The following is a 25,471-nucleotide window of genomic DNA, read 5'->3' as shown; positions in this document are numbered from 1 at the left end:
ACAATTACGTGACGATATAATAAGGAGAAACTAGGATGGATATTAAAGCCCCCGATTTAGGTGTCGAGAGCGCCGAAGTCAGTGAGATCATGGTAGCGGTCGGTGATATAATTGCTAAAGACGACAATATCATTTTATTAGAGTCTGACAAGGCATCAGTGGAAGTACCAAGCTCTGCTGCTGGTAAAGTCAGCAAAATCAACGTTGAGGTTGGTGACCAAGTGAGCGAAGGCATGGTGCTAATCGAGGTCGATAGCGATGCCGATAGCGGCGCAGATGATGAGTCTGATGATAGCTCTAAAAATGAGCAAAAACAGCCTGAAGCGGATACGGAGGATAGTAAATCTACAGAAGCAGCTGCTACAAATAACGATAAAGCAGAGCAGACAAAGGATAAGTCTGATACTTCTGAGCCTGAAGAGAGTACTGGCAGTACAACGACTCACGCGTTGCCAGACTTAGGCGTCGAAGAAGCGCAAGTGGCGGAGATTATGGTCAGCGTGGGTGATAAGGTCACCGCTGATGACTCTATCTTGCTCATCGAGTCTGATAAAGCGTCGGTGGAAGTGCCCGCACCCGAGACCGGTACTATTGAGAAAATCCTCGTGCAAGCAGGTGACATGGTCGCCAATGGCCAAGACTTTATCGTGATTGTTGGCAGTAGTGCAGATAACACCAATAGTTCAGATGGTTCGACTGCTGATAATCAAACGTCTAAAAAGGAATCAGAAGCTAAGCAATCAGCAAACGAGAGTGCATCCTCAGAGCAGCATAAAACAGGCGAGCCCAAACAAGCTGCAGCGCCATCGGCAAGTAAGTCGACTACTACTGATAGTCAGACTAAAAGCTCTGGCGGTAAGCTTACCGAAGCGCAAGTGAATGAGAAGCTCACAGAGGTGTATGCCGGTCCCGCCGTACGTAAGCTGGCGCGTCAATTGGGCGTAGATATCACCCAAGTATCCGGCTCAGCGCTCAATGATCGTATCTTAAAAGAAGATCTATTTGCTCATGTCAAAAAGAGTCTAACCACTCAAAAAGCTGCGACGACTAGCGGTAGTGTAGAGCGTGGCAGCTTACCAAGCTTGCCAGATATGAGTAATAAAGAGATTTGGGGCGAGACTGAAATAGAAGACTTAAGTCGTCTACAAAAGGTCTCGATTCCGCAGCTCAATTACAATACTTACTTGCCGCAAGTCACGCAATTTGATCTCTCCGATATTACTGAGACAGAAAAACTGCGTAGCGAGCTCAAAGGAGGTATGAAAGCAGAAGGTATTGGTTTTACAATTTTGGCCTTTATTGTCAAAGCGACCGCTTATGCTTTGACCCAGCATCCGCGCTTTAATAGTCATTTAAGCGATGATAATACGCAGCTGATTCTACGTAAAACGGTGAATATGGGCATTGCGGTGGCAACCGATGACGGTCTTATTGTGCCAGTGATAAAAAACGTACAAGACAAAGGTCTCAAACAAATCGCTATCGAGATTGGCGAGCTGGCAGGTAAGGCTCGTGATAAAAAGCTTGGCGCTAAAGACTTGCAAGGCGCGAGCTTTACGATTTCGAGCCAAGGGAATTTAGGCGGTACGGCATTTACGCCGCTGGTCAACTGGCCACAAGTCGGTATCTTAGGCGTGTCTGAAGCCAGTATGCAGCCGCGCTGGAATGAGAGTAAGCAGACTTTTGAGCCGCGTCTGATGTTACCGTTATCTTTATCGTATGATCACCGAGTGATCAATGGCGCTGATGCCGCGGTATTTACTCGCTATATTACGACTTTGTTAGCGGATCCGCGCCGTATTTTGTTATAAATAGCTTCTATCTAATATTTACCATTAATGTTATCAAAAGATCGTCTAAGGACGGTCTTTTTTTATACTTGTTGTGCCCGTCGTTTTTAATATAGGCTTTGAATAACCGTTCAACCAAACAAAAAAAAGCCAGCAAATAAGCTGGCTTTTTCTAGCGTCTGTGGTAAGACCTATTAGCAATATTAGAACTGTTTAACGAAAGCAATACCATAAACCCAAGGGCTGATGTCTACTTCGCCGATGTCATTACCGTCAAGCTTGGCATCAGTTTTGATATCCATGTAGCGCGCATCGATACGGAAGGCTTCTGTTGGTGCAAATGGAATGTCAAGACCGACATGACCGGCAACGCCTACGCTGTCGTCAAGCTCTAAGTCGCCAAGAGCAACCTTTTCTTCAAAAAAAGTGGTGTAGTTCACGCCTACGCCTACAAATGGCTTAAGGTTCATTGGCATATTATAGCCATCGAAGTGATACTGCAGTGATAGCGTAGGTGGTAGGTGCTGGGTTTTACCGTCAACTGTGTCGCCGTTTGCATCGGTCAAAGTGATGTCATGATGAAACGGAATAGCGGCTAGTAGCTCAATGCCAACGTTATTGGCGATAAAATACTCACCACTGATCGTCGGACGAATATCGTCATCAACTTCAACAGAAAAAGCACCGTCAGCCAAAGTACCGTTATCGCTTTTTGGGTCAACCATATGAGCACCGGCAGCGATACTCCAAGTACCAGCAGGTACGGCAAAGGCGGAAGTCATAGTCAGGGCAGTAGCAGCAGCTAAAACTAGGGATTGTAGTTTCATCATTTGATCCTTAAGGTAATAAGTGACTATCAGCGAATGACTAGTGAGGGATGACACCAGTTCTGATATCCTATGTTACAGTGATAAGATAAAGTGTTTATCTTATGTTTATTATAATATAAAAACCTTACAAAGAGTAGTGAATTAAAATATATTAGCAAGGTTTTTTGATTATAGATGGGTCTCAAAAGGATTTAGATGAATATTAAAGTTAAAAAGAGAATGGATATAAAATATTAATAGCGCTTTGTGATAAGGAGGGATAGATGACAGGTTATTGTAGTAATTCGCCGCTTCGTTGTAGCAAAGCGATGTCAATGACAGTCTTAAGTGAGACAAGTAATAGTTGCCCTCAGTGTGGTCTCGCTTTAGTATCTGATACTAGCAATAGCGGCTCAGTTATAGAGCAGCGCGTGCTACAACTAGGGTTAGTCGTTTTTATCCTTTTGCTGTTAGCGCTCATTTATATTTATTATGGACTATCAATCTAAAACAATTTTCTTTATAAGTAATGAACGATTCCGTGTGCTAAATCAGTTTTGATAAGCAATGAAAGTTTGATAAGCAATGAAAGTTTGATAAGCAATGAAAGTTTGATAAGCAATGAAAGTTTGATAAGCCCTAGAATTTTGATAAACATTGAAAGCTTATCAATCAGTGTAAACAGATCTTTTAAGCTCAGGACTTCTAATAAAGTTAGTCACTATTTGCCATAAATTTGATTTTACTACATACCAGCTATGTGCTTAGAGTGGTAAACTTTAAACCTCGTAACGTCTTCTCTGTATTTAACTGTTTTAACTATTTTAACTATCGCTCTTGTTAAAAGGATCAGCATGGCCTTTCACCCCATCAGGCAAACTCGGCTCTTCGTCTATAATGTTTTGCAAAACGATGAACATGACACGCTAGTTAGCCGTAGTGTTGATTACTTCCTAATTTTCTTAATCATGGCTAACGTCACAGCGGTGATCGCTGAGTCTGCTGACCAGTGGTATTACCCTTATCAAGAGTATTTTACGTTATTTGAAAACTTCTCAATCGTGGTGTTTTCGATAGAGTATTTACTGCGGTTATGGAGCGTGGCCGAGGCAAAACCTGATAACACCACTTGGCAGCAACGCTGGGAGTGGCTAAAGAGTCCCTCAGCCTTGATCGACTTGATCGCAATTGCGCCAGCTTTCTTAAACTTCTTTGTGACTATCGATCTGCGCTTCTTGCGGATACTGCGTTTATTTCGTATTTTGAAGCTTACCCGCTATTTTGCTTCAATGCGTATTTTACTGGTGGTCATCAGTAAAGAAAAAGGCTCGTTCCAAGCGGTCATTTTTATCTTAATCATTATGATAGTGACAGCGTCTAGTGGTATCTACTTAGTGGAGAATCACGCCCAGCCAGAAGAGTTTGAGTCGATACCTAAAGCGATGTGGTGGGCGGTGGTGACTTTAACGACGGTTGGTTACGGGGATGTCACACCGATTACCAACGCTGGTAAAATATTAGGCGCGATTATTACCATCTTAGGGGTAGGCTTGGCGGCGCTACCCGCGGGTATTTTGGCCACAGGCCTTGCTAATGAGCTGACGCAGCGCCGTGATGAGCTAGAACAAGACTTTCGTGAGCAGCTGATTGAAAGTGATTTTGATCTGGTGCAAAATCAGGCGATGATCGACAAAATCCGCCGCGAGCTTGGGCTGGATCGCGAGCAGGCGCAAGATATTGTGCTACAAGTGCTGCGTGAGCAGGAGCTTGAGCGCCGCGAAAAAGAAGTCTCTAAAGCAAAAAACTTCTGCCCGCACTGCGGAGAGGCACTACGCTAACGGCTCTCTAAAGAGGAGTGGCCGTTGGCTGTGCAATCGGTAGCGCGCGAGCAAGTTCGTGGGCGACTTGCTGCGCTAATTTTTCGATATCTTTAGCTTCTAGAGGTAGCTGCTGCACCGTTAGATACCAGTCATCAACTCCGCGGCGCAAGTTTGCGACCCAAAGTCCGTAGCAGTCACGCGGCAGCTGTTTTAGATCGACAGTAAAAGCTCGGTTGTATTCGTCGTCACTCAAGTGCACTTCACCGGCTTCTACGCCGGCAAGCGGTTGTTGATTGTAGGAATGGACAATCATAGCCACATGACGAATATGAGCGGGAATATGATCTAAATATAGGCGGATTTGTTCTTGATCTAAGGGCGCATTATATAAAGCCTGCTCACCGCGATCTTTACCATTTAGGCTATCGCCTTGATGCCTTACTGACTCCGCTTTATCACGCAGCTGCTTGAACCAAACGATATCATCTATGACACAATCATTATCATAGAGTACGCAGGCAATATCGACATCGATAGCTTTGTCATTTTGTTTGAGGCGTTTTTTTAGTCCGGTCGCTTTTGGCGGCGTGAATTGATAATTCATCGCAAAAAACAATCTATCTGTGGCGAAACCAAGAGCGCTTAAGCTCTCTGATAAAGGCAGTGTAGGGGTAGAGACTGACATAAATATCCTTCAATAACGGCGGTTTTTATTATTTGTTTGAGCCTAATGAGTTTGGTAAAAGCTTATAGTGGATTATGACTGTTTCCTAAGACCGCTTGATAAAGCAGATCAGGTTTGGCAGCTAGTAAACCGTCACCAAAGCCGCGCAGCCACCAGACCAATTGTGAGGTCATATTGACGGTCGCTTTCACGCTCAAAGTATCGTCATCATTGATAGTGACGGTTTGATCTTCACTGAGCTGGCTTTCGGTCAAGCTTTTACCTGCCCGTCTTGTAAAGGTCAGCTCGACAGCAGTATTCTTGCCATGATCGGGTAGCTGGCTCAGTAGCGGATGGCTAAAGCCCATACCGCCAGCATCTAGATAGCTGTCTAATAGGAAATCCTCAGGCGTTATCGCACTGGTCTCTAATATCTCAACACTCGCAAACCGATGCAGCGCAAAGGTGCGAATAATGAGCTCAGGGTCATCTGTACGCGTGGCTAACAGATAGATAATAACCCCGCGCTGAATAATGGCAATAGGGTTTAGGGTATATTCGCTAGCCTCACTTTTATTGCTACGCGTATAACGAGCTTTGATTTGTTGTTGATAAAATAGTGCATGATAGATGTTGTCTTTACTTTCTATATCGATAGGCGGCGCGATTAGCGGCTGCGTTGCCGGCTCAATACGCACGCGGTCGAGCCATGAATGGGTGACTTTGCTGTTTTTGAGCTGACGGCGCGCCAGATCAAACCAAGGAAATAACTCATCTAAGATAGCGGGCGGCAACAGCTGGGTCAGATTGGCCTCGACCATGTTGAAGGCGACCGCTTGCGATAGATTCATATGCGGCAGGCTCTGTAATGGCGCATCGTCACGCCAGCGCCAGCCTTGCGGATTAGCATTGTTTTTCTCAATAGGAAAGCGCTTAGCTAAGGCGTTGAGATCGCGCTGTACGGTACGCAAGCTAATATCAAATCCGGCTAATTTTAGCTGCTCATAAATATGAGTCGTACCGACCCAGCGATTGCGCTGTAGTTGCGATAATACTTGCCATTGCCGCGCAGTGGTAGCGGCACCATGGCGGCTAGCTGCCGAATCAGCCGCAAGATCGCCAGCTGAACTCATAGCATCAGAGTCGCTCAGTGGTTTTTCCATATTCTTTATGGTATCGGTGTCAGTCGCCTTAGTATGTTGCGCAGTCATTGGCTGATAACCTATATAAAGTCAAAACAAAATCAAAATTTGATATCTGAAGATCAAAGCTCTAGTGCAATATCGACTATAGCATCAAATCTGCTTTGCTTGTGTAGAGCAATACGAATTGACGCGCCATAATCAAAGGGTTTTATCATCGCAGAAAACATGACTAGCGTCTAGGGATGATTGCGCATGCTAAACTATCTGATACGCCTTATCGCTCATCGCTAGCTGCCGCGCTCATCGCTATCTACATTATCGTTGCAGGCTAAATCATCGTTTGCTTGGCTTGAGCTGTTATTATCGCGATCACGTTTTTCGCTGAGCTCATCGCGGCGCTTATCTGCCTTTTTTTGGCGTTTGGCTTTGCGCTTTTTTTTGGCCTTTTTATCAGATTTTTTGTCTTCGATCAGCTCATCCGCTGCTTGACTTTCGTCCCATGAGATAAGGCGCCTTAAAATTTTGCCAAATAAAGTCTCTTTATGGTAGCGACCTTTTTTATTAAGGGTATCAATCGGTAGACCGGTCATCAAAGTCAGCGCTTCATTGATAGTGCGCACGCCATAGATATAAAAGCGACCTGCTTCGACCGCTTTAATAATATCGTCACGGAGCATCAGCTGGTTGACATTGGCCATAGGAATGACCACCCCTTGCTCTCCTGTTAGCGCTTGCTCGCGGCAAGCGTCAAAGAAGCCGGCTATCTTGGCGTTAATACCACCAACGGCTTGTACTTCGCCTAATTGATTCATCGAGCCGGTAATCGCTAAGGCTTGATTGATAGGCACGTTGGCAAGTGCTGATAGGAGTGCACAAGCTTCGCTCACAGTAGCACTATCGCCGTCGATATGAGCGTAGCTTTGCTCAAACGCTAAGGAAGCGCTAAAGTTCAGCGCATGATGTTCGCTAAATAGTGCGCGCAGATAGCTGGTCATAATCAGCATGCCTTTTGCATGTAAGCTGCCGCCTAGATCGACATCACGCTCGATATCTAAGATATCTCCTGCGCCGGTGTTAGGCTGAATCACCGCCGTCAATCGCGCAGGCATGCCAAACTCACTATCAGCGTAGCTGACGACCGTTAGCGCATTGACTTGCCCAACGGCTACTCCCTTCGTTTGAATCAGTTGCTGACCGTTTTTTAACTCATCCCAGTACAAGTCGCGCAGGTAGCCTGAGCGTTCATCCATATCGTTAATGGCTTGCTTGACATGCTGAGCGCTAACGATTGTTTCATTAGTTTGATTCGTGCTTTGCTGCGTAGAAGTCTTGGTATCTAAACGCGCATGACGATGGGACTCGTGTAGCAGCTTGATCAAGCTATCACTATGTAAGCTAAGCCGGTTTTGATCTTCTGCTTGTAAGCTCAAATGCTCTAAAAGCGCCGCTTGTGCGTAGCTATCGAACGGATACAGATTGGCATGATCAATAATATCAGCCATCTTCGCGACTAGCGCGAGCTCATGCTCTTGACTGCGAATGACGTCGTCATGAAAGTCTGCGCGCACCTTAAATACCGCATCAAACTCCGGCTCTAGCTCTAACAGCTCGTAATATAGATCCGCTTCACCCAGCAAGATAACTTTGACATCGAGATCGATAGGGGCAGGCGCTAAAGATAAGCTACCGGTCAAGGTGAGCATTTGCTCAAGACTTGAGAGCTTGATCTTGCGCGATTGCAGCGCGCGCTTGAGACCTTGCCAAGCATAAGGATGCTCAAGCAAGTGGCTGGCCTCTAGCAGTAGATAACCGCCATTGGCGCGATGTAGGGCGCCGGCACGTATCATACTGACATCGGTCGTCACTGTACCTAACTGAGTGATTTGCTCCACATGACCGAGTAGGTTTAAGTGAGTCGGTAAGTCTTCAAATATCACCGGCGCGCCGCTATTAGGCTGATGACTGACCATGACGTTGACCGCATATCGACTCGGTGTGGTGGCCAGTAGCGCTGTGACAAACTCTTCATCATCCCCATTGACGATGTGCGGCGCGTGCGCGATCATATCGTTAAGTAGCGCTTGCAGATAATCAAGCACAGATGATTGGTCCGCGAACTGCTCGCGCACTTCAGTGAATAAAGGCTGCAGCGCTCGCTCAGCGATATCGCGATGCAGAGTTTCAATGGTGTCATTGGCTTCATCTTCTAATTGCTCTAAGGCAATGGTTAGCTGATTGAAGCGTTTTTGCATATGGTTTTTATGAGTGAAGTGACCTTTATCGTTATCGGCTTGCGTATTTTTATTGGCTCTGTTTTGCTCAGTAGCGTTATTTTTGGGGGCATCATCAGTACGGTTCTCAGCTACTGATGCCAATTGGCTAGGATGCACAAACATCGCTTTATTGTCCGAGGCGCGAAAACTCAAAGCTAAGTCATATTGTTTGCCTTCAGCGTTTAAGGCCTCGTAAGCATGGCTTTCTTTTTCATGCGCGTCATTTTTTATCGCTTCAATCTGGCTTTGATAGTAGTCGCTACGAAAGCGCTGACTTAAGCGTTTTTTGGCCTGTAGCCATAAGCTATTGACTTGTTGCTGCAACTGCTTAGCTTGTCCTGCTGGCAGATGTAAGGACAAAGGCGTACGCGGATCGGCAAAATTATGCACATAGACCCAATCATTAGGCGTAGGGTTTTGAGCGGCGATTTGCTGCAATAAGCGGCTGATGATGGTACGTTTGCCAAGCCCATTTTCGCCCGCGGCAAAAACATGGTAGCCACTAGCATCGATATCGATTGCCGTCTGCAAAGCTTTGATAGCACGCTGCTGACCAAAGCCGATATCTAAGGGCGGCGCACAGCGAGTATTATTAGGTAAGGGGTGAGCTTGAGTGTAACGCTTCAATTGCTTGGTATCGATCAGGCAGCGCTGTTTGGTTGCAGCGAAGACAGGATGAGAGCCTATTGATGCTTTATCCTCACTCTGATTGGTATGAGTTGAAAGCTTCGATGGTTTGCTAACAGCAGTGGACGGTTTGATCATAGGGTATAGTAGTCATCTAGATAAAAGAAATGTGGTGAAAAAACAATGTTAGGAGTAAAAGTGATAAGTGCTAGGAATAAACGTGATAAGTAGCAAAAGTAACTGTGACTAACATAACTCAATACAAGGTAGATAGTATAAGATGACCAAGATTGACGCAATCTATAACTATTCAAGTGTTGAGGTGCATGATAAAATAATCGGTTCAATTAAATAATGGATAACGTGTTATATGTCAGCTTCTGCCACTTCCTCATCCGCCAGCCTTACTATTGACCCTACTGGATTTGCAAAGCTTGGCCCGCAGTTGCCGCTACTCGCAGATATCTTGGCGCAGTCAACTGAGCAGTTATCTTTAACACTATCCGCGACCCAGCAGCGCCAGTTATTATTGTACTTAGACCAGCTTTTATTGTGGAATAAAGCGTATAATCTAACCGCCATCACTGATCCTGTCGAAGCCCTTATCAAACACGTTATCGATTGTTTGGCTATTATAACGCATTTACCAGCCGGGGATTTGTTAGATATCGGTACGGGTGCAGGCTTGCCGGCAGTGATTATTGCCATTTGTCAGCCTGAACGCCACTGCACCGCGCTCGATAGTAATCAAAAGAAGATCCGTTTTATCAGACAGATCAGTAGTCAGCTTGGTCTGAGTAATGTGCAGCCTATTGCCGCTCGTATTGAAGTGCACGAAGCACAATATCAAGTAGTGACCTCGCGAGCTTTTGCCAGCTTAACCGATTTTGTATCGGTGGCGCAGCCGCGATTAGCCGAGCAAGGCTATCTGTGTGCAATGAAAGGTAAAGCGCCAAGCGCCGATGAATTATCAGCGCTAAAGCCGGCTTGGCAGATAAAAACTATCAAACTAGCTGTGCCTCGGTTGCAGGATAGCCGACATTTAATTGAATTATGCAATAAAAGTGTCTAAGCTGTCGCCACTTTGTGTATGATAAAGCAGTCGTTATCAAGATAAGGCGACATGGTTAATAATAACAGCCTAGAAACAAAAGCTTGGCAATATTTGCTGCAAGCAGCCTTAGTACTAACCCTATGTTAAAATAAAAAGTTTGATATCAATACCAGTAATAGACCTAATAAATTGAGTGAGTGTATGGAAATCATAGCCATTGCGAATCAAAAAGGCGGCGTCGGTAAAACCACGACGGCTGTGAACTTGACCGCAAGCTTAGCCGATAAGCGTCAGCATGTTTTGCTGATTGACTTAGATCCGCAGGGCAATGCCACTACCGGCACCGGTCTGCATAAAAACGAGCTTGAACTAACCATAGCCGATGTGCTGCTTGATGGTGTGTCGTTACAAGAAGCGATTGTTAAAAGCCCAGCCGGATTCGATGTCATCGCGGCAAACCGTGAGCTGGCTGGTATGGATATTACCCTGATGGGTCAGACCAATAGCCATGAGCTGCTAAAATCAGCACTGAGCGACTTAGTGGCAGAGCAAGCGAATCAGCAAAGCCAGCCCTACGATTATATTATTCTGGACTGCGCGCCAAGCCTGAATCTTTTGACGGTGAATGCGTTGGTGGCGACAGACGGAGTGATTATCCCGATGCAGTGCGAGTACTATGCGCTAGAAGGGTTAGCCGATTTATCACAGACCATAGAGCGCTTAACTGAGCTCAACCCTAAGCTGCATATTCGCGGCGTCGTGCGTACCTTATTTGACGCGCGTAATACCTTAGCCAATGACGTGTCGCAAGAGCTAGATGCGCATTTTGGTGATATTATGTATCGCACCCATATTCCTAGAAACGTGCGTTTGGCAGAAGCACCTGCGCATGGCATACCGGTATTGGCTTATGAGCGTTGGTCAAAGGGCGCTAGAGCGTATCAAAAGCTTGCGGACGAAGTCATCGAGCAAAGCGGTTAGGGTGACAGAGCTGTTAGCGACAAATAGTCGTTAGTGATAAAAAGTTAAAACATTAGGGCGTGTTGAACATTCGACCTTGGCACTGACAGAGACTATTTTTTAGGCGATTTGCAGATAAAAATAGTAAGTTTAGTCGTTCTAAGCGTCTATTTTTATCAATAAAGTGGCAAAAAATAGTCCTGTCCCTGTTGTTGTAGTTAGGGCTGATGCTAAAATCGCCCTAGTCGTTGCGACTGTTTAAATAAAATCAGCTAGCCAATGCAATAAGCATTACCTGCAATTTTAACGACGACTAGAACACAGCTTTGATTAACTAGTAGCGATCAGCAGTGCGCATTTGTGAATGTTCAACACGCCCTAGCATTAATCAGTATTTTTATAAGTGATGGCAGTGTCAAAGAGTCAGTCAATGTCTTCATTATTATCATTTGGTTTTTATTGTAGCGTTAGAGGATAAGGAATCATGGCGAAAAAACGAGGATTGGCTGCCAATCGAGGTTTAGATGCCTTATTAGGGTCAATAAAAAAAGAAAAACAAATTACCGCCTCAGCCTTGCAGGATGACATGGCAGCGCGCGCTGCTAATGCTGAGAACGATGACGCCAATGATAACACGGCTCGTAAGGGTAAGAGTGCTACCACTCCTACAAGCGTTAATGTGACAAGCAGTAAAGCGGCAGCGCCAAAATCGATAGCTGCCAATCAAGATGCCGTTGTTGATACTGATGCTAATAATGATATTGAGCCAGCGCCAGCTAAGCGATCAGCGCGTACTACTCGTAACCCTGTTAAGACGCGCAATAATAAACCTCGTAGCAATGAGCAAGATAATACAGCGACTGAGGATCAAATCAGCTTAGTACAAATAGATGTGGGTCGTCTGCAGGCGGGTAAGTACCAACCGCGCCGCGATATGAGTGAGACGGCGCTCGCAGAACTGGCGGCTTCTATCGAGCAGCACGGCGTCATGCAGCCTATTGTGATAAGACCGCTACTCGCCAATGAAGATAAAAGTACGGATGAGGTCACGCACGAGATCATCGCCGGTGAGCGTCGTTGGCGCGCTGCAAAAATGGCGAATAAAACAGTGATACCAGCGATAGAGCGTGCCTTGTCCGATGAGCTTGCTATAGCGCTAGCTTTGATCGAAAATATTCAACGCGAAGATTTATCTGTTATCGAACAGGCAGCAGCGCTACAACGCTTTCATACTGAGTTTGGTATGAGTCACGCTATGATTGCTGAGGTAGTAGGGAAGGCGCGTACCACAGTATCCAACTTACTACGGCTCAATCAGCTTCATGATACGGTCAAAGACCACCTTTCAAATGGCGCGCTTGATATGGGTCATGCTCGTACGCTTTTGGCTTTATCCTCCAAGCAGCAGCCCATCATCGCCCAAAAAATCATCGATGGGAATATGACGGTGCGCGAGGCTGAAAAGCTGGTGAAGTCTATCTTGCAGCCTACCAAAAAAGCGCAGGATAAAAACGCCGCACAAACTCACGATGTCGAGCGCCTGACCCAGCGTTTGACAGACGCGCTAGGGGCGCAGGTTAAGCTCAAACACAAAAAAGGCGGTCAAGGTAGCGTTGAGATATTCTTCCACAACCAAGACGAGCTATCCGCTCTCATCAAACATCTAAACGTGCAAAGCTAGCCTGTATTGCTGTTATTGATACAGAAACTGGTTAATAAATAAAGCATATTAAAAAATCTCAAAAAAGAGAAGCCTTATGTGGGAGTTGGTAAAAGCAGGCGGTTGGTTAATGATGCCCATTGTCATCTGTTCAGTTGTGGCGCTTATTATCATTATCGAACGGAGTAGTACTCTGCAGTTCAATAAAGTGGTACCGATAAAACTGCGTGAGCAGCTGATCAATCGCTTACGCGAGAACGGAACTATTGGCCGCACTCAGCTGGTCAATGTCAAAGAAAAAACTCCTTTAGGCGATATTCTGGCGACCGGTTTGCTCTATCGCCAGTATGGGCTTGACTCTATGACAATGCATATGCAAAACCGGGCGAGCGTGCAAATTCATCAATTGGAAAAGAATATCAATATGCTCGGTACAATAGGGGCTATAGCGCCGCTATTAGGCTTGTTAGGAACCGTACTGGGTATTATTTCATCGTTTTTAGCCATTACCGATGGCGCTATGCAAGATCCGACTTTGCTGGCCGCTGGCGTCTCGCAAGCGCTGATTACTACTGCTGCTGGGATGATTGTCGCTATACCGGCGCTGGTTGCCTACCGCTACTTTCAGCGGCGTATCGTTGATATTAACGCTCATTTTGAGACTGAAGCGGGGCTGATGATTCAAGAGCTTTATGATTATAAGCTGCTAAATGTCGCTCATAATTCAGCCTATGATCCAGCTCTGTTAGCAGGCGATAAAGCTGGTGTAGAGCGCTCAAATACTCAGCACAGCCATGATCATTCTTTAAACAAATCTTTTAGCTTAGAGTCTTAGTTAAAGATTGGCTCAAATACTGAAATATTGACACTACTTAGCACTATCAAAGAGATTGCTATGCGTTTTAGAAAGCCTACTGTCGAGCCGCTTGAGATCAATCTGACGCCAATGATTGATTGCTTGCTGTTTTTGATTATATTTTTATTGCTTGCAACCTCGTTTAATCACTTCAGCCGCCTCAATATTATCCTGCCTGAAGCAGAGGGCGTTGATGTTGTGGAGCAGCAAGAGAGTATCGAGGTGGCGGTACAAGAAGACGGTAGTTATCTGGTCAATGGTATAGCACTTGCCAGCAGTAATGCCGCAGAATTGACCAGTTTACTTCAGCAAGAGGCAGGAAGTAATCGTCAGCTGCTGTTCGTGATTGCCGCTGATGCAAATGCCACTCATCAATCCGTAGTACAAGTGATGGATGTCGCTGGCAAACTGGGATTTTTAAATATTAATATCAGTACTGTCGTGCCGCTAGGTCAGCCGCTGCCGCCCTAATTACGCGCAAAACGACAGAAAAACCAGCATTATCATTGAGTCATTAAACCATTGATAATACGTTTGTTCATCTGCCATACCCTATATCCACCGTCTTTTGCAGACATAGCTATCTTCTCCCTCATGATGGTATACTTTGTCGCAGTTTTCAGCCGCTCTGGTAAGAGTAATTCCTTTTGTTTTAACTTGGGGCTTTTATGAGCCAATCTCGCCTATCACATACTCATAATAATAAGGCTAAAGCTCAGCCTGAGCGAGTAGCACCGCCCAAACATAAGACCTTACTGCGCTTGCTACGTTATTTAAAGCCATATTGGTGGGCACTATTACTGACTGTGCTTGGCTTTGCGATTAATGCGGCTACTGAGATTTGGATTGCTAAGCTGCTGCAGTACATTACTGACGCAATTAATCAAAACGATCAAGCCAAACAAAACCTATTTCCTTTGTTGATTATTGGTTTATTTTTCGTGCGCGGCGTTGGGAGCTTCTTAGGGAACTACTATTCAGCGCTAGTGTCCAGAAACTTAGTCTATGAGCTGCGAGTAGAGGTCTTTAACAAGCTTTTACGGCTACCAAGCTCGTTTTATTTGGCCAATCCTGCCGGTACCATCTCCTCAAAGCTTATCTTCGATGTCGAGCAGGTCACTGCTGCCAGTACCGACTCTATGAAGACAGTGTTACGCGATGGTCTAACGGTTGTGGCTTTGATAGGCTTTTTACTCTACAGTAACTGGCGATTGACCCTGATTTTGTTTTTGGTTCTGCCGCCTATCTTATGGCTGATCCGCATCGCCTCTAAGCGTTACCTTAAGCTCTCAAAGGGTATTCAGCAAACGATGGGCGATGTCAGTCATATCACCAATGAGGTCATTGGCGGCTATCAAGTGGTCAAAAACTATGGTGGTCAGGCTTATGAGTCGAAGCGCTTTGATAAGACGTCTAAGAAAAACCTACGTCAAGGCATGAAAGTTGTTGTGACCAATAGTATTAATACTCCAGCGGTGCAGCTACTGATGGCGATGGCGATGTCGGTGGTGGTGTGGTTGGCGCTGCGTCCGCAAGTCATCAATAACATCTCGGCAGGGGAGTTTATCTCTTATATTGCCGCCGCTGGACTACTGAGTAAACCGGTACGCTCATTGACAGACGTCAATCAAAAATTGCAAAAGGGCATCGCAGCGGGTGAGTCGATATTTGCGCTGATCGATGAGCCTGAGGAGCAAGATACCGGCACTTTAAACCCCAAACTCTCAGGCGCTCTACAATTAGATAAAGTCGGCTTAGTTTATCCTGACTCAACGGTAGCTTTACAAGACTTTAGCTTAGATATAAAAGCAGGCGAAACGGTAGCGCTAGTCGGGCGCAGCGGCGCTGGCAAGTCATCATTGGTCAATTTGTTGACGCGGACATTAGCGACGTCTTCAGGTCAGATCACGATGGATGGCATGCCTATTGAAGAGATTACTTTGGAGAGCCTACGCTCGCAGATTGCGATGGTCAATCAGCAAGTGGTGCTGTTTAATACGAGTGTCTTTGAGAATATTGCTTATGGTAGTTTGGCGACCAAAAGCCAAGCTGAGGTTGAGCGCGCGGCAAAAGATGCTTTTGCCCATGAGTTTATTATGAAGATGCCGCAAGGTTATCAAAGCCAAATAGGCGCAGAAGGACTGCAGCTCTCTGGGGGCCAGCGCCAGCGCTTGTCGATTGCGCGTGCGCTATTAAAAGACGCGCCTATTTTGATCTTAGATGAGGCAACGAGTGCCCTTGATAATGAGTCGGAATATTATATCCAGCAAGCGCTCGATAATGTTATGAAAGATCGCACCACCTTAGTTATCGCTCACCGCCTGACCACTATCGAGTCCGCTGATCGCATCGCTGTAATGGATGGCGGGCGTATCGTTGAGATTGGTACGCATGACTCGCTGCTACAACAGCAAGGCTATTACGCGCAGATGTATGAGCGCGATTTTGAGTAGTAAAAGATAAGCGACTGCTATATAGTCAGTTCGAAATAAAGTCGATACGCTTAATATGAACGCGCAACTGGTATTCATTTTTCTTGCATGCTGTGTCTTCGCTGTTTCGATGTTGCGCAAAATTAATTCCAGCTGCACCGCATCGGTTTTAAAGTGATTCAACTATACTTCCCAAATCAGATGGCAACCTAAGAGCATCGTTAGCGCTATGAAACTAGAAACACTAATTACTAAAGCATGGCAGCGAGAAGCGCTTTGGCTTTGGTTGTTACTGCCGTTAAGTGCGCTATACGGACTACTAACTGCTATACGCCGTAGAGCCTATCAGCTAGAGTGGCTGAAAAGCTACCGCGCTCCTGTGCCGGTTATGGTCATCGGTAATATCAGCGTAGGCGGTAGTGGCAAAACGCCATTAATTATCAGCTTAGTGCACTATCTGCAGCAGCGCGGCGTCAAAGTCGGCGTCATCAGTCGCGGCTATGGCGGTGACACTGCGCAAATGCCAACGCTGGTGACTAAAGATAGCCTGCCAAGTGCCGTCGGCGACGAGCCTTGTTTGATCGTTGGTACAACTGGCGTGGCTATGGCGGTCTGCCCGAATCGTAAGCAAGCGATAACCACTTTGCTTGAGGCTCATGGGGATATCCAGCTGATTATCGCTGATGATGGCTTACAACATTATGCTATGCAGCGCGATATTGAATGGATTGTGGTGGACGCTGCACGCGGCTTTGGTAATCGCCAGTTGTTGCCAGTAGGCTATCTACGCGAGCCGCTATCACGGCTTAAAGACAGCACAGTCATTTACCACCAAAAACTTGACGGTCTCATCTTAAGCGATAGCCAGCTAGCGACAGATAAATTAACCATGCATTTACAGCCTAGTTCATTAGAGCAGCTGCTAGCGCACGAATTATCACAGATCGGTACGGAAAGCATCAGTCAGCCTGTAGCACCTGAAGCTGGCAGTACGGTACACGGCGTTAGCGGTATTGGCTATCCGCAGCGGTTTTTTGATACTTTGCGTACACTTGGTTTACAAGTCATTGAGCACCCTTATCCTGACCACTATGACTTTAGCTTAACTGAGCTATGGCAATATACTGAGCATCCTATCGTGGTCACTAGCAAAGATGCGGTGAAGATAAAAGCGTTATGGTTGCAACAGCAACAACACGCTGCGAGTAGCGAAGCAGCTAAGATTGATCAGGACTGGCATGCGCTCGCTGCTAGGCTTTGGGTGTTACCTGTAAGCGCAGAATTATCCGCTGCTTGCTATCAGACGCTAGAGCAGCAACTCAAAGCGTTAGGTATTAACACTGCATCAATAGATACTGCCGCTTACGACTGAGCGCTTAACCCACAGTTTTAGCGCTGTGATTTATTATGGAAATAGCTATGACAACTGTACCTTTTAAGACTCACATCGTCATTCCGGCGCGCTTTAAAAGCACGCGCTTACCGGGGAAGCCGTTATTAGAGATACATGGCAAGCCTATGATCTTATGGGTGGCAGAAAAAGCCCGAGCAGCAGATTTTGCGGACGATATGTGTATCGCAACTGACGATGAGCGCATTGCTAAGCTTTGCATAGAAGCGGGCTTTGAGGTGGTTATGACCCGTCACGATCACGCTTCAGGCACTGATCGTCTTGCAGAGGTCGCTGCTATTAAAGGCTGGAGCAAAGAAGATATTGTCATTAATATGCAAGGCGATGAGCCGTTAGTGCCACCTTTGCTGTTAGAACAAGTCAAAACGCTACTGGTTAAGGATAGCGCTAGCGTCATGGCAACTTTATATGAGCCAATCGAAGACTTCGAGAGCTTTATGCGCCCCTCAGTGGTCAAAGTCGTGAATGCTACCGTCAATCAGCAACAGCGCGCGCTTTATTTCAGCCGCGCGCCTATTCCTTGCGATCGTGACCTAGCTTTAGCGATGGCTTGCGATAATAAAGACGGAGCATCACTAGATATAGACCCTAAACCGCCAAAAGCAGCTTATCGTCATTTGGGTTTATATGCTTATAGAGTCAGTCTGCTAGAGCAGTTCGTGGCGTGGCCACAAACACCGCTTGAAGTGCTTGAGAGCTTAGAGCAATTGCGTATTTTAGAAAACGGTGGTCACATTGCGATTGCTGCTGCCGCGTTACAATTACCGGCGGGAGTAGATACGCAGGACGACTTAGATCGGCTCAACGCTATGAGCATAATTGATTTCCAGCAATACCATAACTCATAGGTTTCTAAAACTAATAGTTAAATAACCTAAGCAAAACGTTTGTGAAAACTCATTTGCAGATGCCGGTTGAGGGTAACAATTAAAGGTAATAAGGAATATGACCGACAGTATTTATTTTGCGCCGTTATTACCTTGGCAGCAGTCGCTATGGGATCAGCTGACTGAGCGCTTACTCATGCCGCCGCATCACTTACCGCATGCATTGCTAGCGGCAGGGATGTCAGGGATGGGTAAACGGGCGTTTGTCTGGCGCTTTGTCGCTTGGCTACTGTGTCACCAGCAAGCCAGTCATCGGCAAGGCGCTTGCGGTCATTGTGAGAGCTGTCAGTGGCTAAGATCAGGGACCCATCCAAGCTTACAAGTATTGCCTTTAGCAAGTTTGCCGCTTGCAGCTGAGCCAGATAATGCTCAAGAAGGCACTAAGTCTAATTCTAAAAAATCGAATAGCAGTAATAAGTCATCCAAAGCCAGTAGTAAGGCGCAAGTCACTATCAAAGTCGATGATATTCGCGCGCTGCAGCCTTTTATTTATCAAGGCGGGCAGGGGGTGCGGATTTGTGTATTGGACTATGCCGAGCAAATGACTATCGCCGCCGCTAATGCGCTATTAAAGACATTGGAGGAGCCGCAAGCGCAAGTCCATCTATTTTTACTAAGTGATACGCCGAGCAAATTACTTCCGACTATCAAGAGCCGAGTACAGCAATTGCCTTTGCAGCATATTGAGCCTTCAGTGTCAGCCGACTATGTACAGCAGGCGCTTGGCAGCACCATCAATCGCGAAGCGGTCAGTATTGATGAGATCCAGCAGCTTCTTCAGCTCGCCAATGGTGCACCTTTAGCTGCGATCGCTTTGGCACAAGCTGATTGGTATAGTAAACGCGCACTATGGCTGACGACTTGGCAGGCTCTGCGTAGCGGCAAGCGGAGCAGCCTAGCGGCAAGCGACTATTGGCAGCAGCAGCTGAACCTTGCCGACTTTATCAAATTAACCGAGCTTATGCTTTTGGATATTCGCCGGATAAATATGGGATTAGCAAGTATTCAAAACGATACTGAACTACCCAAAGCGCTAGCGCAGCACCAGCCAACAGAGATGTCGATGCAGGATATTGTCGATAGCTTGCAACACATTAAAATTTCTCTACAACAAAATGTCCAAGAGAAGTTCGCCTATGATAAGCTCATGCAAGCATTAGCAGAGTTATAACATATTGACCTTAAAAACTGCAGTGAGGCTCATACAACTGCTTTAGCTGTTATAAATATATAGTCAAATCTGCAATAAACCTTATATTCAAAAGCCTAACCTTCAAGGAGCTGATTATGGCGATGCCAGGACGCGGTGGAATTCTTACTTGTCATATCGAAGATATCACCACCTTATATGCCAGTTATTTGTCTTTTGTCGACAACGGCGCTTTATTTGTACCCAGCAACCTCGAGCAGTGTTTAGGCGATGAGGTGTTTGTGGCTTTTACTCTGCCAAACTCAAAAGAGCGTTTGCCAATGAGTGGCAAAGTAGTCTGGATCAATCATAAAGCCAACGCCCACCGCCCAGCAGGATTCGCGGTGCAAATCGGTAAAGATGTCACTGGCCAAAGAATTAAGAACGAAGTAGAGCGGCTGCTTGCCGGCAAGATAGACAGTCAACAAAACACTTATACGATGTAGGTTTTTGCCCTATTCTAAAAGATGTAGATTTTAAAATAGTCTACTATCTCTCAAGACCGTTCAATACTGCTCAATAACGCGATGGCACGTACATATCATCGGGGATAGGCTCGCGGTAGTACTCGTCATCACGCTTACGATCCGGCAGATCTACCTCTTCACGTGGTACTTCGACATAAGGGATTTGCTCTAGTAGATGAGCGATGCAATTAAGCCGCGCGCGCTTTTTATTATTACCCTCAACCACCCACCAAGGCGCTTCTGGGATATGAGTGCGCTCAAACATCGTCTCTTTGGCTTTAGTATAATCTTCCCAGCGTCGACGCGATTGTAAGTCCATCGGTGATAGTTTCCACTGCTTTAGCGGATCATGGATGCGGCTCATAAACCGTGAATGCTGCTCATCATCAGTAATTGAAAACCAGTATTTTACGAGGCGGATACCTGAGCGCACTAGCATACGCTCAAACTCAGGTACCGATTGAAAAAACTCTTCGTACTGCGCATCACTGCAAAACCCCATGACTCGCTCAACACCAGCACGGTTATACCAGCTACGATCAAATAAGACAATCTCGCCCGCCGCTGGCAAGTGTGCTACATAACGCTGAAAATACCACTGTGATTGTTCACGCTCGGTAGGCGCAGGTAGGGCGGCTACTCTACAAACCCTTGGATTCAGCCGCTGAGTGATGCGCTTAATCGCACCGCCTTTACCCGCAGAGTCGCGTCCTTCAAAGATAACGACAATGCGCTCGCCGCGATCGACCACCCAGTCTTGTAGCTTGATAAGCTCGCGCTGCAGGCGCACCAGCTCCTGAAAGTACAGTCGGCGATCCAGCCTTTCTTGTTCGCTCATCTCCCGCCCATCAAAACGAAAATCACGCACATAATCATCTATTTCGTTTTCTAGCTCTTCATCATAGGTATCGATTAAGTCTTGGTGCATTTTTCGACGAAGCTCATCGTCAAGAATGTCTTTTTCAATACGTTCGGCTAGGATGGCCTGTTCCTGATTGTATTGATCTAATTGCTCATGAGTGGTTAGAGATTGAAATTCAGTGGTTGTAAGTGGTTCTGTCATCACCTGTTTGTCAGAGCCAAAAATGATTTGTTTCATTTTTCTTAATAAAACTTTCGTCTTACCCATAAACATTACCTTTGTTTGACGTATCAGCTTTTTTTAATTACTATCTTGGTCGGTTCTATCATAGCAAAGTAAAGACAATAAAAAATGCCCTTTAAATACATTAAAGGGCATTTCTTTTGTCAACAAATATGTATTGATTAGAAGAACAGTTCAGCTTGTCTTCTTAACTTGAGAGGTATTGAGCTTACTTCTCTAAGATACAAGTGACGCCTTGACCACCAGCAGCGCAAATAGAGACAAGCGCACGGCCTGAGCCTTTTTCGTCGAGTAATTTAGCCGCTGTGGCTAAGATACGACCACCAGTTGCAGCAAAAGGATGACCAGCTGCTAGTGATGAACCGTTAACGTTAAGCTTGCTACGATCGATGGAACCTAGTGGCGCATCAAGACCTAAACGCTCTTGGCAGAAAGTCTCATCTTCCCAAGCGGCAAGCGTTGATAGTACTTGTGAGGCAAAAGCTTCATGAATCTCGTAGAAGTCAAAGTCCTGTAGGGTAAGACCTGCACGCTCAAGCATACGCGGTACGGCGTAAGCAGGTGCCATGAGTAAGCCTTCAGTTTCGCCAGACTTACCGATGAAATCTACCGCAGCGGTCTCTTGATGGACGATATAAGCCAATGGCTTTAGACCGCGCTCTTTGGCCCACTCATCGTTGGCTAATAGTACACATGATGCGCCATCGGTGAGCGGCGTTGAGTTCGCAGCGGTCATCGTTGGGTTGGCGTTTTTCTTGCCAAATACTGGCTTGAGCTTAGCGAGTTTTTCTAAAGTGGTGTCTGGGCGTAGGTTGTTATCGCGAGTCAGACCTTTATAAGGAGTGATCAAGTCGTCAAAGAAACCTTCGTCATAGGCACGCGCCAAGTTTTTGTGGCTATTGAATGCCAGCTCGTCTTGATCTTCGCGGCTGATGTTCCATTCAAGAGCAGTGATCGCTTGATGATCGCCCATAGATAAACCAGTACGCGGCTCGCCGTTTTGAGGAGAGTCGATGATGTCTTTTGGATTCAGACCCATTAGCGCTTTTAGACGCTGCTTGTTCGTCTTAGCCGCGCCTAGTTTGATCAAGACCTTACGTAGGCCATCACCGACTGCGATAGGCGCATCAGATGTGGTATCAACACCGCCAGTGATAGCTGAGTCGATAAGACCTAATGCGATTTTGTTCGCTGAAGCAAAGGTCGCTTGCAGACCAGTATTACAAGCTTGAGCGATATCATAAGTTGGCGTATGCGGGTTTAGTGCAGTATTCAGCGCCGCCTCACGAGTCAAGTTTAAGTCGCGGCTAAGCTTAAGTACCGCGCCGGCAACCACTTCGCCTATTTGCTCGTCTTGTAAGTTATAACGCTCGACTAGACCATTTAAGGCTGCGGTAAGCATGTCAATATTACTGGCATCGGCATAGGGACCATTTGAGCGTGCAAATGGAATACGGTTACCCCCTAAGATTGCAACGCGCTGCTGACCTGTGCTTGACGCTGCGCTTTTCTTTTTAGGCGTAGTGCGAGGTTTTTTGCTGGCGGCTTTTGTTTCGTCTTTTTTATCTGTCATAGCATCTTTCTCGGTAGTGTTGTTTTTAGTCGTGGTGCTTGTCTTAGTGCTGGCATTAGTGCTTTTGCTAGCAGTTGTGCGCTTGCTGGCTGGTTTTTCGTCAGCGCTGTTTTTACTAGAGCTATTCTTATCAGTGCTGTCTGTTTTGGCTTTATCAGCGCTATCCGTTTTTTCTTTGTCAGTGGTGGTAGACTCAGGAGCTGCACCAAGAGTAGCCAGCTCTTCCTCTTTAGCCGCTTTTTTATCGCTCGCTCTGTCTTCCGTGATCTTTGCTTTTTTATCCGCTTCAGCGCTATTCGCTTGCTCGGTAACCCGATTGCCATCGGCATCAAGAATATCGGTATGCTGCTTTAGGTCAGCGATAGAGTCATACTGCGCGTCGTTGTCTGTAGATGGTGCCGCACTTTGGCTGCTAGTCGTCGTTTTTTTGGCGCTATCATCGTCACCTTTGACGACTGTCGTTCCAACAATAGGGCTGTCTTTTTTGTTACTCATAAAAGTATCCTTAAAGTAGTAGTGAATGTTAGGGTATAAAAGTATTCGTCAATAAAATTAGTCAATACATAATATGATAGCTGCTAATCACAATAATTTTAATAACCTTCTTGTAGGGCTTTAGCAAATATTTACAAGGTAAAGCAACAAGAGTGCAAAAAGTAACCTGCAAAGATTAGACTGAGCAGTATCGACTAGGCTGAATACTGAGTGGCTCATTCAATAATATATTGTTATCATTGACAGTGTAGATCATAACTTATAGTAAGTACCGATCAGATTTTAACATAAGCGGATTTTTTTTAAATGATTATAGAGTAACTGTGCTGTCTACGTTTGTGCTTGCGGCACTCTATTGACTTTTATCTGGTTTGCAGATGGGGCTGGTAATTCGTTACTATAGACGCTTTAGACGCTTTGGTAAGGCGAGTTAAAAGCGGTTTAAGACGGTTATTAATAAATAGGGTTACGGTCGACAAGCGCTAACGTTAGCGATGACAAATTGGTTAAACTCTATAGTAGGCTTATTGTGGCCAAAAGCTGTATAGCCGGAATTACTAAACACTTATAATCATCGCCCAAGTGAGTCTTTATAATAGGTATTATTTTTTAGACTCTATTTTTATCTTTATATACAGGAGTATTTTATGTCAGACCGTTATGGTGATTTTGTACAATCTTCAATTGGTAAAAAAGTAGCCAAAAACTTAGGGTTGCCGCAGCCGGTAAGTCTAGATCGTTTTGAGAGCGGTCAACGTTTGGTACGTGGTAGCGTCTTAGTTGGCCGTGCCGAAGGCGATGACATGAGTGTCAGTAACTCAGTTGCGCGTATCTTATCTGACTTGCATGCTGAGGTTTATGTCAATAGCCGTGATGACGCCAAAGATGCGTTGATAGAGGCAGGTATCGAAGCCAAAGCCAATACAGGCAGCAAAGATAAGTTTAAAGTCTTACTATTTGATGCAAGTAACATCAGTAACGCCGATCAGCTCAAGCAAGTGTATGAGTTTTTTCATCAAGTCGCGCGTAGCGTTGAAAAGTCTGGCCGCGTGGTCATCATTGGTCGCCCGCCTGAAGATATCGACGATGTGCAAACTGCACTTGCTCAGCGCTCGCTTGAGGGCTTTGTGAAGTCAGTGGGTAAAGAGTTCAAACGCGGTATCACCGCACAGCTCATTTATGTGGCTAAAGGTAGTGAGAAGAATCTAGATTCAGCGCTGCGCTTCTTTACCTCAGCTCGCTCCGCTTATGTTTCAGGTCAAGTTGTCCGTGTTGGCGCAGGTAACACCATCGATATCGATTGGTCACAGCCTCTTGCGGGCAAAACGATGCTCGTCACTGGCGCAAGTCGCGGTATTGGCGAAGCTATCGCACGGGTATTAGCTCGCGAAGGCGCGCATGTGATTTGTTTAGATGTGCCGCAGCAACAAGCGGACCTACAAAATGTCGCTAGTGAAATCAGCGGCTCGACCTTGACTGTAGATATCACCAGCGCCGATGCAGGCGAACAGATCGCTGATGCTGCGCAAAAGCGCGGTGGCCTTGACGCTATTATCCATAATGCTGGCGTGACGCGTGATAAGACGCTTGCCAATATGGATGAGAAAAAATGGGATATGGTTATCGATATCAACCTAAATAGCGTAGCTGAGCTCAATAAGTACTTACTTGAAAAACAAGTGCTAAAAGACGATGCGCGTATCGTCTGCGTCTCTTCAATCTCAGGTATCGCCGGTAACTTAGGTCAGACCAACTATGCGACTTCAAAAGCAGGTGTTATCGGTTTAGTCGATGCAACTGCCAGACAATTGGCTAATGAAGGCAAAGGCATGACCATCAATGCGGTTGCCCCAGGCTTTATTGAAACACAAATGACAGAAGCTATCCCGTTCGCTATTCGTGAAGCAGGTCGCCGTATGAACTCTATGAGCCAAGGCGGATTACCTGTCGATGTGGCAGAAACCATCGCTTGGCTGGCGTCTCCTGCCTCTGGCGGCTTGAACGGTAATACGGTACGCGTCTGTGGTCAAAGCATGTTAGGCGCTTAATATACAGATTTTATGCAAGCTACTGATTTTATTAAGATAGTTTAAGTCAGCTCACATATACTTACGAAAAAAATACTAATAATTGTTAAGAAAGCTGCCCGAGGGTGGCTTTTTTATGATAAAAACACAGGAATAGATAGCTATAAGACTTAAACCGTCAGCTCATTCGTTTTATTAAAAGTTTGCTAAGCCCTACCTAGGATAGA

At 45.9% G+C, this 25,471-nt stretch carries 19 protein-coding genes; 13 read left to right on the top strand and 6 right to left on the bottom strand.

Annotated features, from left to right (window positions below):
* Positions 1–35: 35 nt before the first annotated feature.
* Positions 36–1,811, top strand: coding sequence for a 2-oxo acid dehydrogenase subunit E2 (locus AAEY83_RS02515; RefSeq protein ID WP_025646632.1), 1,776 nt, complete (start codon positions 36–38; stop codon positions 1,809–1,811).
* 182 nt (positions 1,812–1,993) lie between these two features.
* Here AAEY83_RS02515 and AAEY83_RS02510 read toward each other — a convergent pair whose 3' ends face one another.
* Positions 1,994–2,617 carry an OmpW/AlkL family protein gene (locus AAEY83_RS02510; RefSeq protein ID WP_025646633.1) on the bottom strand — a complete coding sequence of 208 codons (624 nt, stop codon included), beginning with the start codon at positions 2,615–2,617 and terminating at the stop codon, positions 1,994–1,996.
* Positions 2,618–3,453: 836 nt separating this feature from the next.
* On the opposite strand from AAEY83_RS02510, the gene AAEY83_RS02505 reads away from it, so the two are divergent.
* Positions 3,454–4,437: an ion transporter gene (locus AAEY83_RS02505; protein WP_025646635.1), complete on the top strand. Its 984-nt coding sequence runs from the start codon at positions 3,454–3,456 to the stop codon at positions 4,435–4,437.
* Positions 4,438–4,444: 7 nt separating this feature from the next.
* Here the strand turns inward: AAEY83_RS02505 and AAEY83_RS02500 are convergent, their stop codons facing one another.
* The 3 genes from AAEY83_RS02500 to AAEY83_RS02490 all read right to left on the bottom strand — a co-directional run bounded on the left by AAEY83_RS02500 (position 4,445) and on the right by AAEY83_RS02490 (position 9,266).
* Positions 4,445–5,104 (bottom strand): TerD family protein, encoded by a 660-nt coding sequence (locus AAEY83_RS02500; protein ID WP_025646636.1) that lies wholly within the window; start codon positions 5,102–5,104, stop codon positions 4,445–4,447.
* A gap of 62 nt (positions 5,105–5,166) precedes the next feature.
* A complete protein-coding gene (locus tag AAEY83_RS02495) occupies positions 5,167–6,216 on the bottom strand; it encodes a helix-turn-helix transcriptional regulator (protein ID WP_227501941.1) in 1,050 nt (349 codons plus the stop codon).
* Between the two features lie 299 nt (positions 6,217–6,515).
* Positions 6,516–9,266: a Lon protease family protein gene (locus tag AAEY83_RS02490; RefSeq protein WP_025646638.1), complete on the bottom strand. Its 2,751-nt coding sequence runs from the start codon at positions 9,264–9,266 to the stop codon at positions 6,516–6,518.
* 232 nt (positions 9,267–9,498) lie between these two features.
* On the opposite strand from AAEY83_RS02490, the gene rsmG reads away from it, so the two are divergent.
* From rsmG to AAEY83_RS02440, 10 genes are all read left to right on the top strand, one after another.
* On the top strand, positions 9,499–10,200 hold the full coding sequence (rsmG, locus tag AAEY83_RS02485; RefSeq protein WP_037059514.1) for a 16S rRNA (guanine(527)-N(7))-methyltransferase RsmG: 702 nt from the start codon (positions 9,499–9,501) through the stop codon (positions 10,198–10,200).
* Positions 10,201–10,383: 183 nt separating this feature from the next.
* Complete coding sequence (locus tag AAEY83_RS02480) at positions 10,384–11,163, top strand: ParA family protein (protein ID WP_025646640.1); 780 nt, start codon at positions 10,384–10,386, stop codon at positions 11,161–11,163.
* A 463-nt stretch (positions 11,164–11,626) separates the two neighbouring features.
* Positions 11,627–12,823, top strand: coding sequence for a ParB/RepB/Spo0J family partition protein (locus AAEY83_RS02475; RefSeq protein ID WP_025646641.1), 1,197 nt, complete (start codon positions 11,627–11,629; stop codon positions 12,821–12,823).
* A gap of 76 nt (positions 12,824–12,899) precedes the next feature.
* The gene (locus AAEY83_RS02470) at positions 12,900–13,637 is read left to right on the top strand and encodes a MotA/TolQ/ExbB proton channel family protein (protein ID WP_025646642.1); all 738 of its coding nucleotides are present in this window, start codon (positions 12,900–12,902) and stop codon (positions 13,635–13,637) included.
* 60 nt (positions 13,638–13,697) lie between these two features.
* Complete coding sequence (locus AAEY83_RS02465) at positions 13,698–14,129, top strand: ExbD/TolR family protein (RefSeq protein ID WP_025646643.1); 432 nt, start codon at positions 13,698–13,700, stop codon at positions 14,127–14,129.
* A gap of 197 nt (positions 14,130–14,326) precedes the next feature.
* Complete coding sequence (gene msbA / locus AAEY83_RS02460) at positions 14,327–16,111, top strand: lipid A export permease/ATP-binding protein MsbA (RefSeq protein WP_025646644.1); 1,785 nt, start codon at positions 14,327–14,329, stop codon at positions 16,109–16,111.
* 208 nt (positions 16,112–16,319) lie between these two features.
* Positions 16,320–17,462: a tetraacyldisaccharide 4'-kinase gene (gene lpxK, locus AAEY83_RS02455; RefSeq protein WP_025646645.1), complete on the top strand. Its 1,143-nt coding sequence runs from the start codon at positions 16,320–16,322 to the stop codon at positions 17,460–17,462.
* A 47-nt stretch (positions 17,463–17,509) separates the two neighbouring features.
* Positions 17,510–18,349 (top strand): 3-deoxy-manno-octulosonate cytidylyltransferase, encoded by an 840-nt coding sequence (gene kdsB, locus AAEY83_RS02450; RefSeq protein WP_037059515.1) that lies wholly within the window; start codon positions 17,510–17,512, stop codon positions 18,347–18,349.
* A gap of 97 nt (positions 18,350–18,446) precedes the next feature.
* A complete protein-coding gene (locus AAEY83_RS02445) occupies positions 18,447–19,559 on the top strand; it encodes a DNA polymerase III delta subunit-related protein (RefSeq protein WP_025646647.1) in 1,113 nt (370 codons plus the stop codon).
* 116 nt (positions 19,560–19,675) lie between these two features.
* Positions 19,676–20,023, top strand: a complete 348-nt coding sequence (locus AAEY83_RS02440; protein ID WP_025646648.1) for a PilZ domain-containing protein — start codon at positions 19,676–19,678, stop codon at positions 20,021–20,023.
* A 70-nt stretch (positions 20,024–20,093) separates the two neighbouring features.
* On the opposite strand, the gene ppk2 is transcribed toward AAEY83_RS02440, so the two are convergent.
* Both ppk2 and AAEY83_RS02430 read right to left on the bottom strand, forming a co-directional pair.
* On the bottom strand, positions 20,094–21,173 hold the full coding sequence (gene ppk2, locus AAEY83_RS02435; protein WP_264673184.1) for a polyphosphate kinase 2: 1,080 nt from the start codon (positions 21,171–21,173) through the stop codon (positions 20,094–20,096).
* 184 nt (positions 21,174–21,357) lie between these two features.
* Positions 21,358–23,217, bottom strand: coding sequence for an acetyl-CoA C-acetyltransferase (locus AAEY83_RS02430; protein ID WP_025646650.1), 1,860 nt, complete (start codon positions 23,215–23,217; stop codon positions 21,358–21,360).
* Positions 23,218–23,864: 647 nt separating this feature from the next.
* On the opposite strand from AAEY83_RS02430, the gene AAEY83_RS02425 reads away from it, so the two are divergent.
* Positions 23,865–25,265 (top strand): 3-oxoacyl-ACP reductase, encoded by a 1,401-nt coding sequence (locus AAEY83_RS02425; protein WP_025646651.1) that lies wholly within the window; start codon positions 23,865–23,867, stop codon positions 25,263–25,265.
* Positions 25,266–25,471 lie beyond the last annotated feature (206 nt).

The sequence above is a fragment of the Psychrobacter sp. TB20-MNA-CIBAN-0197 genome (assembly GCF_040309765.1).
Taxonomy (GTDB): Bacteria; Pseudomonadota; Gammaproteobacteria; order Pseudomonadales; family Moraxellaceae; genus Psychrobacter; species Psychrobacter submarinus.
This window is presented reverse-complemented; position numbering and strand designations above follow the sequence as displayed.